General features: G+C 64.0%; 7 protein-coding genes and 3 pseudogenes. 7 read left to right on the top strand and 3 right to left on the bottom strand.

Annotated elements, in window-relative coordinates; genetic code table 11:
• Positions 1 to 376: 376 nt before the first annotated feature.
• From ACWEKS_RS46660 to ACWEKS_RS46650, 3 genes and pseudogenes are all read right to left on the bottom strand, one after another.
• Positions 377 to 1,162, bottom strand: a pseudogene (locus ACWEKS_RS46660) (IS5 family transposase); the annotation flags it as partial.
• Between the two features lie 284 nt (positions 1,163 to 1,446).
• Positions 1,447 to 1,795 (bottom strand): annotated as a pseudogene (locus ACWEKS_RS46655) (isocitrate/isopropylmalate family dehydrogenase); the annotation flags it as partial.
• A gap of 283 nt (positions 1,796 to 2,078) precedes the next feature.
• Positions 2,079 to 2,969, bottom strand: a complete 891-nt coding sequence (locus tag ACWEKS_RS46650) for a LysR family transcriptional regulator (RefSeq protein WP_452346126.1) — start codon at positions 2,967 to 2,969, stop codon at positions 2,079 to 2,081.
• Between the two features lie 377 nt (positions 2,970 to 3,346).
• Between ACWEKS_RS46650 and ACWEKS_RS46645 the strand changes: the two genes are divergently transcribed.
• From ACWEKS_RS46645 to ACWEKS_RS46615, 7 genes and pseudogenes are all read left to right on the top strand, one after another.
• Positions 3,347 to 4,546, top strand: a complete 1,200-nt coding sequence (locus ACWEKS_RS46645; protein ID WP_452346125.1) for a M20 metallopeptidase family protein — start codon at positions 3,347 to 3,349, stop codon at positions 4,544 to 4,546.
• Between the two features lie 210 nt (positions 4,547 to 4,756).
• Positions 4,757 to 5,941 (top strand): M24 family metallopeptidase, encoded by a 1,185-nt coding sequence (locus tag ACWEKS_RS46640; protein WP_452346124.1) that lies wholly within the window; start codon positions 4,757 to 4,759, stop codon positions 5,939 to 5,941.
• 533 nt (positions 5,942 to 6,474) lie between these two features.
• The gene (locus ACWEKS_RS46635) at positions 6,475 to 6,801 is read left to right on the top strand and encodes a hypothetical protein (protein ID WP_452346123.1); all 327 of its coding nucleotides are present in this window, start codon (positions 6,475 to 6,477) and stop codon (positions 6,799 to 6,801) included.
• Positions 6,794 to 7,498, top strand: a complete 705-nt coding sequence (locus ACWEKS_RS46630) for a hypothetical protein (RefSeq protein WP_452346122.1) — start codon at positions 6,794 to 6,796, stop codon at positions 7,496 to 7,498. Before ACWEKS_RS46635 ends, ACWEKS_RS46630 begins: the two co-directional genes overlap by 8 nt.
• Positions 7,499 to 8,489: 991 nt before the next feature.
• Entirely contained in the window at positions 8,490 to 10,706 is a 2,217-nt protein-coding gene (locus ACWEKS_RS46625) for an FUSC family protein (RefSeq protein ID WP_452346121.1), read from the top strand.
• A 132-nt stretch (positions 10,707 to 10,838) separates the two neighbouring features.
• Positions 10,839 to 11,171 (top strand): helix-turn-helix domain-containing protein, encoded by a 333-nt coding sequence (locus ACWEKS_RS46620; protein ID WP_452346120.1) that lies wholly within the window; start codon positions 10,839 to 10,841, stop codon positions 11,169 to 11,171.
• A gap of 146 nt (positions 11,172 to 11,317) precedes the next feature.
• Positions 11,318 to 14,589, top strand: a pseudogene (locus ACWEKS_RS46615) (protein kinase domain-containing protein).
• Positions 14,590 to 14,993: the final 404 nt, after the last annotated feature.

The following is a 14,993-nucleotide window of genomic DNA, read 5'->3' as shown; positions in this document are numbered from 1 at the left end:
CCGTCACCGCGCCATCCACTACGACGTCGGCAAAACCGTCAAACGACTCACAACCCTCTACCAACGCAACCGAGCCGGAGGTTAAAGACCAAGCTTAGTGCCTGGTGACAAAGGGTTAAGCGGCGGCCAGGACCGGCCCGTAGAGGGCTGGTCCGATCTTTCTGATGTGGCCCTGATGCGACCACTGCGACAGCCGGACCCGGAAACTGTTGACGTTGTCGATCCCGAGAACTGTGGCCAGTTCGGCGCCTTTCCATGCCCGCCACGGCTGCGCGGTGATCAGCTCGACCACCTTCCCGCGTGTGTCGGGACTGGTCAGCTCCGGCAGCGGCGGCGGGTCGCCCCACCGGCGGGCCGGTGGTTCCCCGGCCTGTTCCCGGGTCAGTCGCCGGGTCATGTGATGCACTGTGGCCCACCAGATCATCGCGTCGTGATGGGCGGGGTCACGCTCGTAGACCCGCACCAGCCTCCGGTACCGGGTCAGCCACGCGAAGGACCGCTCGACCACCCACCGGCGCGGCAACACCACGAACCCTCGTGCGTCGTCGGAGCGTTTCACTATCGACACCGACAGTGCCAGAACCGATTCCGCCCACACCACCAGACGGCCGGCGTAGCCGCCGTCGGCCCACACCAGCGTGATGGTGGAGAACTTCTCCCGCAGCCGCGCCAGCAGACCGTGGGCGCCATCACGGTCCTGCACCGAGGCGGCGGTGACGACCACCGTCAGCAGCAGCCCGAGGGTGTCGACCGCGATATGCCGTTTCTGGCCCTTGGTCTTCTTGCCCGCGTCGTAGCCGCACGCCCCGGCCGCGACGGTCTCGGCCGCGCGGACGGTCTGGGAATCGATGCTGCCGGCGGTAGGCAACTCGCCACGCCCGAGGGTGACGCGTATCCGGCCGCGGAGCCGTCCGGCCAGCCGTTCGGGCAGGCCACGCGCCGACCAGCGCAGGAAGAACGCGTACACCGCCGCCTGAGGAGGGAAATCGACCGGCAGGGCCCGCCACTCGATGCCATAGCGGGCAACATAGCCGATCGCGTTGAGCGTCGCGCGTAGGTCGTGGACCATCGGCCGGCCCGACACGGTGACGAGTTCGGTCATCACCGCCCGCGCCTCGCGTTCGAGGACCCGCCATTCGGCATCGGTGAGATCGGAGGGGTAGCAGAGCGTGCGGTCGTGACATCGGCAGCCCGGTGAGGCGCAACCACTGGCGCTCTCGGCCGCGGGCGTGTAGACAGACAGGCGGGCTCCTGGTTGCCGAGTTGCGTAGACAACACCTCGATTACCAGGAGCCCGCCACGTACGTGGGCTGATCGCCCGGATTCTCTGAACATGTTCCCGCTCAACGCATCACACCGTGCCGGCTATCACCGACCAAACCCTTTGTCACCAGGCTCTTAAACGCTACCTCGCCCGCGAGGTGGTGGTCGAGCATCATGGCTACCGAGAGCCGGGTCCCCTGCGAGCGCGGAGCGCACGTCCTGGTAGTAGCTTCGGGGGCAAGTTGACGTAGTGGTCGAGCTCAACGCAGCCTCTGCAGCAGATCGCGCTCCAGCGCACCCGGCGGCACCGACGGATCGCCGATCGGACCCAGCAGGATCGCGTCGTGACCACGGACTCCATGTAGTGCCGAGTCGGACGGGCTCTCGTCCGTCCGACGGTATCGCGCCGCGCCGAGGGTCATATTCGATCTTCTCCGCACCTGGAAGCGCCGCATCGAGCACACGCACGTACTGCCTTCGCGGTCACTTCGATGGCAATGCCGTCACCGGGAATCACACCAAGTTCTGCCATCATCCGTTCTCAAACACTGGGACAGTTTGTCTGCGATAGGGACATGAATCTCGCCGACGGCGTTCTCGCCTCGGTCGGGCCGCTCAACTCCGCCGGCTTGATGAGACACCGCACGAAAATCTGACAGTGACACCGATCACGGCATCGACGTCGCTCGCATTCCGGGAACCGGACCAGTTTGCCGCCAATGTTGTGTTGACAAGGCCGCGAGGAGTCGCAACGGACCTCCGGGTGAGGCTTTGTGCGACCTCCGGTGATCATCGCAGCCCGGCGGACGCAGTTTTCACTGTAAGAGCGACACAAGTAGCGTGGTGAACCGAATCATGGGTAGCGGCAGCATCCGACCAGCCATGGTTTGCACCTGGGCTTGACGGTTTCGGACCACAGCGCCACCGAGTTTGATGTAGGCGATGCCTTCCTCGGGGGTGGGGTCGCCGACCACGCCGATGACTGCGACCCCGCCGCCTTGGCGTACGAACTCGTAATTGGAGGTGTGTCCATCGCACCACAGCACCGGGCGGTAGGTGGTGTTCTCGATCTGCATGCCGACGTCGATCAAGCTGCGGATCGTGGTCCCCTCGGCTGGGGGCATGGCGAGAGGATATTTGCATAACTCAGCCAGCCCAACGTGTTCACGCTCCGCGAGTTCGTGCCCTAACGGAACAATCGCGTACATGGCCACAACCGCGGCGCCTTCTACGCGTACGCCATGCTGTGGCCTCGTGGTGGTGGCGACGGCGACATCGGCGGCACCGTCGAGAACGCGGCGCGTCGCCTCCTCGTTGCCGACGATGTCGAGCTGGAATGCCACATCTGGTTCGTCGCGCCTGAAGGTGGCGATCGCGCGGGGGAGGAGCTGGCGCCCGAATGCCTCCGAACTGGCCACGGTAATTGTGCGGGTATGCAGGCCGCGGCCGGCCCTCAGGTCATCGACGAGTGTGGTCGATTCGGCCTCGCTCCGCAGGACGTGGGCGAGCAGACGAGTTCCGGCGTCGGTCAGGGTCATTCCCCTTGGATGCCGTTCGAACAGCGGTACCCCGATAGTGGACTCGAGCTTGGCGATCTGGCGGCTGATCGCTGACTGTGCAACGGTCAGCGTGGTGGCCGCCTCGGACATTGATCCGGCGCGGGCGACTTCGCGGAAGTAGACGAGCCCGGTGGGCAGGATTTGCATTCGACCTCCGCGATCGTGACGACGGTATGCCTTGATTAGATCGCAAGTCTCCTCAAACGGCAACGGTCGCTTTGCTTAGCCGCTGTACGATTAGTCCCGATACCGGCTTCGGTAGCTTAGAAGGAACAGTTGTGCAGCCGGTGATTGGGCTGAATTCAGTGCAGAGGAATGCTGCGGCCGTATTGCCAACACGTGGTCGCTGGTGAAGGGGCGGTTTTCGACGTACCTCCGTTTGATGTCCGACGCTGGAATCGGCACTTTGCTGGCTATTTCGCATGGCAATCCAATCCGAGTCACCAACAGCGAACGCGAAGTCGCTGTCCAGCGTTTCCGCGGGTACTGTTCGAGTGGCCGGTATAACCGAAGTGAGGAGTAATATGAGTAATATTGGGGTGCAAGGCGTGGGTACTGATTTGTTTGAGGAGATGCGGGGCTGGCGGCGGCATCTTCATGCGCATCCTGAACTGGGCTGGGAGGAGCACGAGACAACTGCGTTCATTCGGTCGCTGCTCGATGAGTGGGGGCTGCCCTATGATGCTCCGCTTTCCACGGCGACGGTCGCGCGCGTGCGGGGGGAGGTGCCCGGCCCCGTGCTGATGCTCAGGGCAGACATCGATGCGCTGCCGATTCAGGAGGAGAATGAGGTTAACTACGCCTCCACCCGGCCGGGCGTGATGCACGCCTGCGGCCACGATGGCAACACCGCGATGCTGCTGGGACTTGCGAAGTGGCTATCTCGCCGTCGAGATACGTTGCGTGGAGAGATCAGACTGTTGTTCCAGCCTGCCGAGGAATCCGCGGAATGTGGTGCCCCGAAGATCATCGATGCCGGTGTATTGGACGGTGCGACTGCCGTGGTGGCATTGCACGTCTTTAGCAAGGTGGAGTTCGGGGTGATTGGGCTGACCGAGGGTCCATTCCTGGCCAGTGATGATCGGTTCGACATCACTATCACAGGCTCAGGCGGTCACGCCGGTCGTCCCCATCAGACAACGGACGCGTTGACGATTGCTGCGGGGTTGGTGTCGCAGTTGCAGACGCTGGTGAGTCGGCGAGTAGATCCGATGTCGCCTGCAGTGGTGACCGTCGGTTCGTTGCATGCCGGAGATGTGCAAAACGCCATTCCGGGCGAGGCGCGGTTGGGTGGCACCGTGCGGGCATTTGCGCCGGAGACCCGCGATCTGCTCGAAACCGAACTCGTCGGACTCGCCACCGCGTTTGCGGCCGCCCACCATGCGAAGGCCGAGGTTACATACCAACGCGTGAATCCGCCGCTGATCAACCACAGTAGTGTCGTCGAGTTCGTTCGCCCGGCCGCTGAAGCGATTGTCGGAGCCGACTCGGTGAGGTCACTGCCGCCGTTGATGGGAGGGGAGGATTTCGCTTTCTACAGCGAGCGCTTGCCCTCCGCCTTCGCCATCGTAGGTGCCGGAAACGAGACGAGCGCTCCTCACCATAGTTCACGATTCAACTTCAACGAGGAGGCATTGGCCATCGGGCTCGGCGTCTTTCAGCGCATCGTTGACCGATGGGTCGACCCAGACACGCCGGTCCCCGACCTGCAGCCCTCTCGCTGAGGAACGGCGATGGTGCGGAATGACCACGGCGGCTGCTGGCCGCCAGCCGGGACACGTAGCTCCTTCGCGGACGTCAGACCTTCGTTTGCCGCCGAAGAGGGAAGTTATGTGGATGTCAGTTCCGTTTCTTTGCACGAGTCGGTTTGCGCGAGGGCTTTCAGCAGGAGGGCATCGACCGACCAGAATCCATTCATTAAGGAGTTAACACACATGTCGATCAGCAAGGCTCCGCAGGCCTTCCCGCGAATCGAGTACTTGCGCCGTCTGGCCGCGGTGAAAGCAGAAATGGCGCGACGTGACATCGATGCCCTCGTCGTAACCAGCTCGTCAAATATCACCTATCTCACTGGAAACTTCGCGCGGATCTACTCGCTGCATGGCCTTGTGGTGACGGCCGATAAGGAGGAGCCCACGATCATCGTGCGCGCCATCGATGTTTCGGCCCTTATCCACCTCACATTCCTGGAGCCCAAAAATGTCATCGGCTACTCCGACGATTACGTCGGCAAGCCCGACAAGAATGGCTATGATGCCGTGATCGATTTTCTTCATCAAACGGGTTTCGCGAACCGCAGGGTCGGCATAGAATTCGATGGCAGCGGCGGGATGGTCTGGGGGATGATGACGCAACAATCGGCGGAGAAGTTCAAGACGAGGCTGCCGAAAGCCGTAGATTGCACAAAGTTGGTTGACGGAGTTCGGATCTTCAAGTCCGACCTCGAGATCGAAGTCATGCGGGATGCTGCCGCGATCGCCGATGCCGCGATCATGCGCGCTGCAGAAGTAATCCGGCCCGGCGTCCGGGAAGCTGACCTGGGTGCAGAGATCTTGGCGGCGCAGGCGCGCGGCCCGCAGGGCGGCAAGCCCGCGACCGGTGTGTTCGCGCCCCTGATCTGTACGTCCCCGCGCACGGGAACGGCCCACATCGTGTGGAGCGAAGACGAGTTGCGTAAGGGTTCGCAGGTCAATATCGAGCTCAGCGGCAATCGCTACAATTACATGGCCGCGATTATGCGCACTTTCACCATCGGCCCGGCGCCGGAGCGTCTGCGCCGACTGCATGATGCGGAAGTCGCCGGTCTCGAGGCCGCGCTGGATGTGGCACGCCCCGGCAACACATGTAGCGACGTCGCGAGCGCCTTTTATCGCACGATCGAGAAGATGGGCTTCAGGAAGGAGTCGCGCTGCGGGTATGCCATTGGCATCGACTGGCCGGAACCCGTGAGTCTGCAGGTTGGCGACATGACGGAGCTGAAACCGAACATGACCTTTCATCTGATGCTGGGCAACTGGCTGGAGGAAGACTTCGGCTACGTCATCAGCGAGACGTTCCGCACCACCCAGTCGGGTGCCGAGGTGCTGACGAAGGCGCCACGAAAACTGTTCGAGCTCTGAGCGGAACGCCCACGTCGTCGAAGGCAGGTCAGGTGGCAGCCGGCTCCGGCATCGATCCGATGCGGGGCGACCTCGCGGAAGTAGACGAGCCCAGTGCGCAGGAGTTGCATTCAGCCTTCGCGATCGTGATGATGGTATGCCTTGATTAGATCGCCAGCCTCCAAAAACGGCAAAGGCCGCTTTGCGTAGCCGCTATACACTTAGTTCCGATTTAGGTTTCAGCATCTTGGGAGGAATGGTTGTGCATCCGGCGAAGATGTGGCGCTGATGCAGGAGCCGGGTTTCTATGTGCGTCTGGTCGCGGATCTGCTCGGGCGAGTGCATCTCGTCGCTATTGGGCCATGGCGGAGATTGTAAAAATTCCATCCGCGGTGATTACTGGTTCGCCCCGGCGGTCAACGTGCACCTTAGGAGAATTCCATGAACGACGTTCGCCGCGGGTGGTGAGTACGCCGGGGAGAGTATCTTCACTCTCGAACATGCGCCCTTGGGCTGTCGCGGTCGGCGCGTTGGTTTGCGCGGCGATGACGTCCATGGCAAGCCCGGAAGAACTGACGTCGTGGGGATTGCGAGCGCCATTCATCTCGGCAACGCCACTCGCATCGATCGGCCTGCATCTACGGTGGGGAGTAGAGGATTCGCCGGTGTTCGCCGCCTTACGCGCTGAAGGGCACATCGAGTCCACGGCACTCGTGCAGGCTTTCCGGGTAGTGAAGAAGCCCATGCTGATCCTGATCGGTTGGACGATGGCCCCCAGCAGTGGCGGGCTGCCTCCTAATGTGGTTGTTGGTGTCGTACATGAGCACGGCGGCGAAGTTAGCACGTCAACGGGTCCGATGAAAGTGATTCAGAATGATTGAAAAAACGCTGGGTGTATTGCAACTCGAAAACAAGTCGGTCGAAATGCCGGGAACTTTTGCCTCCCCGGAGACGTTTCAGTTCCCGGTCAAGCGTTTGACTGTCCCCGGCGCATGGGCCCGAAACGTCGTCGATGGCGACAAATCGGTCGAGAACGCTTACATCAGCTGCGCTCGCCAATTGGAAAGTGAAGGGGTTGCGGCAATTACCGCGAATTGCGGCTTTACGGCTTTGTTTCAAGCCGCGGTGTCCGCTGCCGTCTCGATCCCAGTTGCCCTCTCAAGTCTTATGCTGGTGCCCATTGTGGCCAGTACCCTGCCGGCTGGGCGAAAAGTTGGCATCATCACCTATGAAACCGAGAAACTTACGGAGCACCATTTCGCGGGCGCTGGATGGTCATCAAGCGATATCCCTGTTTCCGTTGCGGGAATTGAAGACTCGGAGACGTGGCGTCGGCTCGCCGAACCCGCTCCTACTATCACAGCAGACCTGCTCATCAACGATGTGATGGCAGCAGTAACGTCCCTGTTGAAGGCCGACGCTGCTGTGGGAGCCCTGGTGTTCGAGTGCGCAGGCTTTCCGGTCGCAGCGGAAGCAGTGCGACGTGAAACCGGCTTGCTTGTAGCCGACTCTGTCAGCCTGGCAAAAATGCTCTTCGAGACGAGCCCTCCAGCTACTGTGGTTCGCCCCATCGAATGAGTCCACTAGGCATCAGGGTTCCCTGGGACGAACCGAAATCAACCCGGCAATGGCGGCCGGATTTCCCACAGTGCCACTGTATCGGGCTGCCGACCATGAGTAGCGCCAGACCTTTGATTACCGAAAAGCCTTACAAAGCAAGAGGAGTGATTCACATTTCATCCCGAACGATCGAGACGCCGGCGCAAAATCCGCGTCAACGCCGTCGCACCTGGCCTGACACGTACCCCCTTGTATCGGGCCTGGCTCAACAGGCAGGCTGATCGCGAGCAAGCAGATCGCAATGCCGCCGCTAGGATCGCTCTCGGGCGCCTCTCCGCCCCTCGAAGTCGCGCCTGTGGTGAGTCCGCTGGCTTCGGACCGGAGGGCCCGGCCTATCCAACGCGTGTGCATCCCGGTCGACAGCGGCTACACCGCACGCTGTCTGGTGGCGGTACAACCACATCGCCGGGCGCCTCTGCAAACCACGCCGGACATACCAACAGGCGGCATAGATCCGAATATCTCTCGATACAACGGTCCCCCACCGTCGGTCACCATCCCATCCTGTGTCCAGCTCATCGCGGTTCGGAATAAGAATTATTGCATCAATTATCTTTCAAAATTGGTGGGGAATTCCGAGAATGTAACACGAACCGGCTAATGAAAGAGGCGCTTCGTCGTGACCAGCGCGGCCGACAGTGACGACCATCCCTCCACCCCATCGATAACTCACACTCCGCCACAGGGTCCGTTTTGCCGCGCCGGGCTTCCGGAACTTCTGGCTGTTCCTGCCCGGCCCGACAGTGTCGACCACCGGGCTGGGGATGCAGCGCATCGCCCAGAACGGTCTGGTGCTCAGCCCCGCGAGCAAGGCTACCGTCGTCGGAATCACAATCCTATTGTCGAAGCCGTACTTGTGGCCCGTGCGTCGCGCATGCGACGTTGTGGCCAGGCTGCGCGACGGGCGTGGGGCGACCTCTGGGACCGGTTCAGTGCCTCCGATCCCGGCTTGATTCGTCTGTCCAGCACCTTCACCACCGTCGGCGGCGTCCTCTTCACCCTGCTTATCCTTGGTCTGGTCGGCACATCGGTAGGGATGATGGTGGTTGGTGCCTTGATCGCCATGGTTGCGGGCTACGCGGTCAGCGATCCCTTCCCGCGCGGTCAGGCGATCACTCTCGCCTGGGCGCTGCCGGTCGGTATCCTCGCCGTGACCCTGGGCACGCTGCTGGCGCCGCACCGCGTTGTTGCGGACACCGTCTTCTTGCTGCTGATCCTGGTCGGCGTGTACGTCCGGCGGTACGGGCCGCGCGGCAACGGCCTGGGCGAGTTCACCTTCCAACTTTTCTTCGTCGCGCTCTTCGCTCGTGCCACGGTCGAACAGTTGCCCAGCATGTGTGGCTTAGTGATCCTCGCACTTGTGTGCTCCGGCCTCGTCCGGTTAGGTCTGGTCCGTGTCACACCCGCGCGCACCGTACGCCGACTGCGGCGCGCCTTCCGGGCCCGGCTCGGGGCAGTCGTGGACGCCACGATCGACGTGGCGCGCGTGCAGGTCGGCACCCCCGCCGCCGACCGCGCAGCGGCCGCGCTTCACCGTCGCTGCGCTCGGCTGCACCAGTGTGCCTTGATGATCCAGTCCCGGCTCGAGACGGGCATCGAGGACCCGGGCACCGCAAGCCTGGTGCAGCGGCGCGTCGCCGAGGCGGAGATCGCCGCCGAGCGCCTGGCCATCGCGTGGCTGCGGGTGCTGCGCCCGCAATCGGACAACGCCGTCACCTTGGCGCTGCATCTGCCGACCGTACTGCGCAGCGCCCCAACGCCCGGGAACGACGCCGACTGGGTCCGCCCCACCGACCCGGCCGCGGCACGGCTGACCCAGGAATTGCGTAACCTACGCCTGCTGGTGGCCCATTCGGTAGTCGCCGGGCGCGATACCCGCCTTACCACGGTCCGTGACCGCCTCCTCGGCTACCGCAACGACCAGTGCCTCCCCGAGAGCGCCACCGGCACCGTGCGAGAGGTCTATCGCGCCATGGGAGAGCTCACCCGGGGACTTCTAGGCCTGCAGCTCGTCCTGTCCTCCCAGGGCGATTGTGACCAGAGCCCCGAGACCGCGCGCTCCCGCGAAGAACTCGAGGCCGAGGACCACTCGCTGCAGACCGATGAGGCCGCCACCGCGGAGCCGACCGGCTTGGCGCGGCCCAGCACCCGAGCAGCACTCCAGGTCACCGTCGGTTCGGCGATAGCCATCGTCGGCGGCGAGCTGCTCTCCCCCGAGCACTGGTACTGGGCGCTGCTCACCTGCTGGGTGGTCTTCATCAACACCTCATCGGTCGGCGACATTCTCATCAAGGGCTACCGCCGGCTGGCAGGGACCATGGCCGGGGTGATCCCCGGCATCGGCCTGGCGGCGCTGGTCGCCGGCCACATGTGGGCGGCCTTCGCTCTAACGATGCTCTGTCTCTTCGGGACCTTTTTCACCGCGTCGGTCTCGTATGTGTTGATGTCGTCGTTCGTCACCGCGATGATCGGCCTGCTCTACAGTCTGCTGGGTTCCTACAGCGATGCCGTGCTGGTACTGCGGATCGAACTAACCGCGCTCGGTGCGGCGAGCGGGCTGATCGCGGCGCTGCTGGTGTTGCCAGCGCGCAGCGGGTACCGGACGGACCAGCAGCTCGCCCAGGTGCTCCATCAGATGCGGAACGTGATCGCCCAGGCGCTGGCCCAGCTCACCGGCGGACCGCACACTCACCCGCTCGACGCCGCGCGGGAGCTGGACACCGCCCTCGATGCGTTCCGCACCACGACGCAACCGTTCACCCACCCAGCCAGCCCACTCCGAGACCGGCGTAGCCGCGCTCTCTACCTCCTGGGCATGCTCGAGACCTGCGCCTTCCACGCACGCAGCCTAGCCGCTACCGCGGAGCTGGTGCCCGATGCCCCACACACCCTCCCCGACCCTCGGTTGATCGAGGCGGGACAACGACTGGACGACAACCTGGCCACACTGACCGACTTCGTGCGAACCGGTGGCGACGCACAACAGGAACTACGCAGTGGTCCTCCCCTGACTGCCCTCATTTGCGACCTCCCCAGCCGCACGGCCCCGGACTCCGCGGTCACCGCCCAGATCCTGCGACACCTGCAGCGGCTCGACGAAAGCGTGCTCGACCTGGCCCACCCACTCGGACTTCGACACCCCGCACCGGCTCAAGGACATTCTTGACCGTCCTGCTGCTATCAAGCGACGCTTGACGTCTCGACCTGGTGATGGTGTGTCGGGCGTTGTCGGTGTCGAGCGGACGGTGGTTCGTGGATCAGCAGGCGTTGGCGGAGTATCGGTATCGCGCGGTGTGAGGTGTTGGGTGGCAGCCCGATCGGGGAGGTCGCTGCTCGGTATGGCACCTCGTGGCAGTCGGTGGATACCTGGCGTCGGCGGTTCAAGCAGGAAGGAATGGTCGGCCTGGCCGATCGTTCCCGGCGGCCAGCATCAAGCCCGACTCAGCTGTCGGCAGAGGTGAAGGCGTTGATCTGCCAGCTCCGGCCTGAACATACCCGGTGGGGTGCGCGCCGAATAAGCCACGAACTCGCCCGTCGCAGCATTGTTCTGGCCGATGTCGCCGCGACGGTAGACCGTGTTCTGGTCCGTAACGGGCTGGTTAACGCCCAGATTCAGCAACACAAACGGTAAATGCCGGCGTTGGCAGCGTGAGGCTCCGATGTACCTGTGGCAGCCCGGAACCTGGCCACAGCGGATTGCCACTGCGCCGACACGGCCGGTGCCGGAAGGGCGGGGTATTCTCTTGTTGGGTTTGAGCGGCGTATTGCGAGTGGCCGATGACGGATTCTGATCTCTTCAAGACGCAGCGTGACCTTGGTGTTGATGTGGTCACGGAGTTGCGTGCTGCCGGGCTGGCGAACGCCGAGGAGATCGGGCGGGGTGGGTTCGGGGTGGTGTACCGCTGTGACCAGCATGGGCTGGACCGCATGGTGGCGATGAAAGTTCTGACTTGCGAGCTGGAGGAGAATCGGGAGCGGTTCTATCGCGAGCAGCGGGCGATGGGCCGGTTGACCGGTCATCCGAATATTGTCGGGGTGCTCGAGGTCGGGGAAACCGAGTCTGGTCAGCCCTACCTGGTGATGCCTTATCATCCAAAGGTTCGCTGGAGGCGCGGATCCGCCGGGATGGCCCGCTGTCGGTGGAGGACGTGCTGCGGTTGGGGGTGAAGCTGGCGGGTGCGTTGGAAGCAGCGCATCGCGCCGAGATCCTGCATCGCGATGTCAAGCCGGGCAACATTCTGCTCACCGACTACGGTGAGCCGGCGTTGGCCGATTTCGGTATCGCCCATCTGGCTGGAGGGTTCCGGACGGCGACTGGTACGGTCACCGGCTCGCCGGCGTTCACGGCTCCGGAAATCCTCGAGGGGGATCCCCCCACCCGCGCTTCGGATGTGTACGGTTTGGGCGCCACCCTGTTCTGCGCGCTCACCGGTCACGCGGCGTTCGAGCGCCGCAGCGGTGAGCAGGTGGTGGCGCAGTTTCTGCGGATCACCAGCCAGCCGGTTCCGGACCTGCGTGAGCGTGGGGTCCCCGAAGATGTGTGCGCGCTCATCGAGGCGGCGATGTCCCGCGACATGCGAAACCGGCCCACGGCCGCGGTGCTCGGCGAGCAACTGCAGCAGGTGCAGCTCGCGCACGGGTTCGCCGTCGACCAGATGGCGCTGCGGACCGAACCGGGCGGCGAGTGGGTACTGGCCGCGCCCGTGGCGCAGACCAGCATTGTCGGCCACAGCGGTGTCGGGCTGGGTGGGGCTGTGGGGAACCTGCCGCTGGAGTTGACCAGTTTTGTGGACAGGCGCACTCAGGTCGCCGAGGCCAAAAACCTGTTGTCGAGTTCGTGCCTGGCGACGCTGACCGGAATCGGCGGGGTCGGTAAGTCACGGCTCGCGCTGCGGGTCGCCCATAAGCTGCAGCGCGATTTCGGCGGCGGTGTCTGGCTGGTCGAGCTGGTCGAGCTGCGCGATCCGTCGCTGGTTGTCGATGTCGTGGCCGCCACCCTCGGTGTGCGGCCACAGGTCGGTCGGCCGCTGCTCGAGGTGCTGGTGGAGTTCCTGTCGACTCGTGAGGTGCTGGTGGTGCTGGACAATTGCGAGCAGGTGATCGAGGCGGTCGCGAAAGTGGTCGAGTCGTTGCTGCGGGCGTGCCCACGGGTGCGGATTCTGGCGACCAGCCGCGAGGCCCTGGGCATCGGCGGGGAATCGGTGCTGGCCGTGCCACCGCTGCGGTTCCCGGACGTGAGTACTGAGTCATCTGTGCGGGGTGCGGGCGGCTATGACGCGGTGACGTTGTTCGCCGAACGCGCCGCCGCGGCGGTGCAGGGCTTCCATGTGGACGAAGACAACCGCAGCAGCGTGGCCGGGATCTGTGCCCGATTGGATGGGTTGCCGTTGGCGATCGAACTGGCCGCCGCACGGCTGCGCACCATGTCGACTGAGCAGATCCTGGCGCGGTTGACGGATCGGTTCACCCTGCTGACCCGCGGTAGCCGGGATTCGCCGACACGGCAGCAAACACTGGCGTGGTGCATCGGTTGGAGCTATGACCTGTGCACACCGGCCGAGCAGCGGTTGTGGGAGCGGCTGTCGGTCTTCGCCGGAAGTTTCGAACTCGACGCCGCTGAAGACGTCTGCGGTACCGACCTGACCGGGCCGCAGTTCCTGGACGCGTTGTCCGCACTGGTCGACAAGTCCATCCTGATCCGCGAGGAAGCCGAACGCGGAGTCCGCTTCCGATTCCTGGAGACCGTACAGGAGTACGGCATACAGAAGCTCACCGAGGCTGGCGAGGACGCGCAACTGCGACGGCGTCACCGGGACTGGTACGAGCGGCTGGCGCTGCAGGCGGAAGCGGACTGGGTCAGCCCGCGCCAGCTCGACTGGATCGCCCGAATCACCCGCGAACTCCCGAACCTGCGCAAGACACTGGAATTCAGCATTTCGGAGCTGGACCCAGCCGGGCTACGGACCGCCGGCGCTCTCTACAGTTTCTGGATTGCGAGTGGGCGGCTCAGCGAGGGGCGCCGCTGGTGTGACCGCCTGCTTGCCAATGCATCCGACACGGCTGCGGCGGACCGAGCCGCGGCTCTCTCCGCAAGCATTGTGTTCGCTGCGTTTCTGGGTGACCTTCCCGCCGCAACTGGGCGTCTGGCCGAGTTTCGCGCCCTTGCCGAGCAGTCGGCCGACCGCACGATTGGTGCCCGGCTCGCTCACGCTGACGCGTACACCGCTTTCTGCAGTGGCGATCTCGCTCGCGCGGCCGATCGTTTCAACGATGCCATCGAGGCGTTCAGCGCCCCCAGTGAGGTCATATTCCGGTTGAGGGCACTGGTCACACTCGGCTGGGTCTACCTATTGCGGGAGGATATGCCGAGCGCTATTGCTTGCCTTGAGGAAGTGCTGACTGTGGCGGATTCTCACGGTGAGACGGTGTTCCGGTCGGCGGCACTGCGGCCGATGGCGTTCGCGGTCTGGCGGCAGGGTGATGGTGAGCGGGCGCAGCGGCTGTTGGCGGAAGCGCTCCGGTTGGCACGGCGGGTAGTCGATCCGCTCGTCGCGGCGGTCGGTTTGGAGGTCCTGGCCTGGATCACGGCCGAGAAGCACGACGCCCGGCGCGCGGCCGTGTTGCTGGGCGCCGCGCACGCGCTCTTTCACACCGGCGGCGGATCCGGCCTCCTGCGGTATTTCCTGCTTACCTACCATGAGGAATGTGAGCGCCGCACCCGCGACATACTCGGCAGCCGAGGATACGAATCGGCCCACCGTGAGGGTGCCGCGATGAGTTTCGAGGCGGCGGTTGGCTTCGCGCTGGGTGAGCAGCAGAAAGCCGTCGCGCCAGGAGATGGTGAATCGGCGAGTCTGACCAAACGTGAGCGTGAAGTGGTCGACCTGATCGCCGAGGGATTGACCAACAAGGCGATCGCTACCCGGCTGGTGATTTCGTTGCGCACGGCGCAGGGACATGTGGAGCACATCCTCACCAAACTGGGATTCACCTCCCGGGCCCAGATCGCGGCCTGGGCCACAGAGCACTCCCACGACAAGCTCGCATGAGCATTCGAGAGCTGCCTGCCATAACTTGTCACCCACGCACCACCTGCAGCGAGGATGCGACCTGACGACTGTGTGGTCGAGCACCTCGGGGACCTCGAGGCCGTCTCGTCCCCCGCCAGGACTCCGTCCGGGCACGCCAAGGACTCGATGACATACGACCGCGGGTGATCGTCGTCGGCGTCCCATCGGGACCAATTCAGGAGATGCTACAACCCGTCCGGCTCCACCACACCCGCAGCATCCGACAGCTGCCAGGAGTTCTTCCGCTCCACGGGCGCCAGAAACCCCATCAGATTACGCCCGCGTCTACACTGTCAACCAGGTGCTGGCCGTCGCCGCGCTTCGAGCTGGAATCGCTGTACACGGGCTCGATCAAACCGGGCTGAGCCAAAAGGCCGGGCCAG

It is taken from the genome of Nocardia sp. NPDC004711, assembly GCF_053601595.1.
The sequence above is the reverse complement of the archived record's forward strand: the minus strand, read 5'-3'. Positions and strand labels throughout refer to the sequence as shown.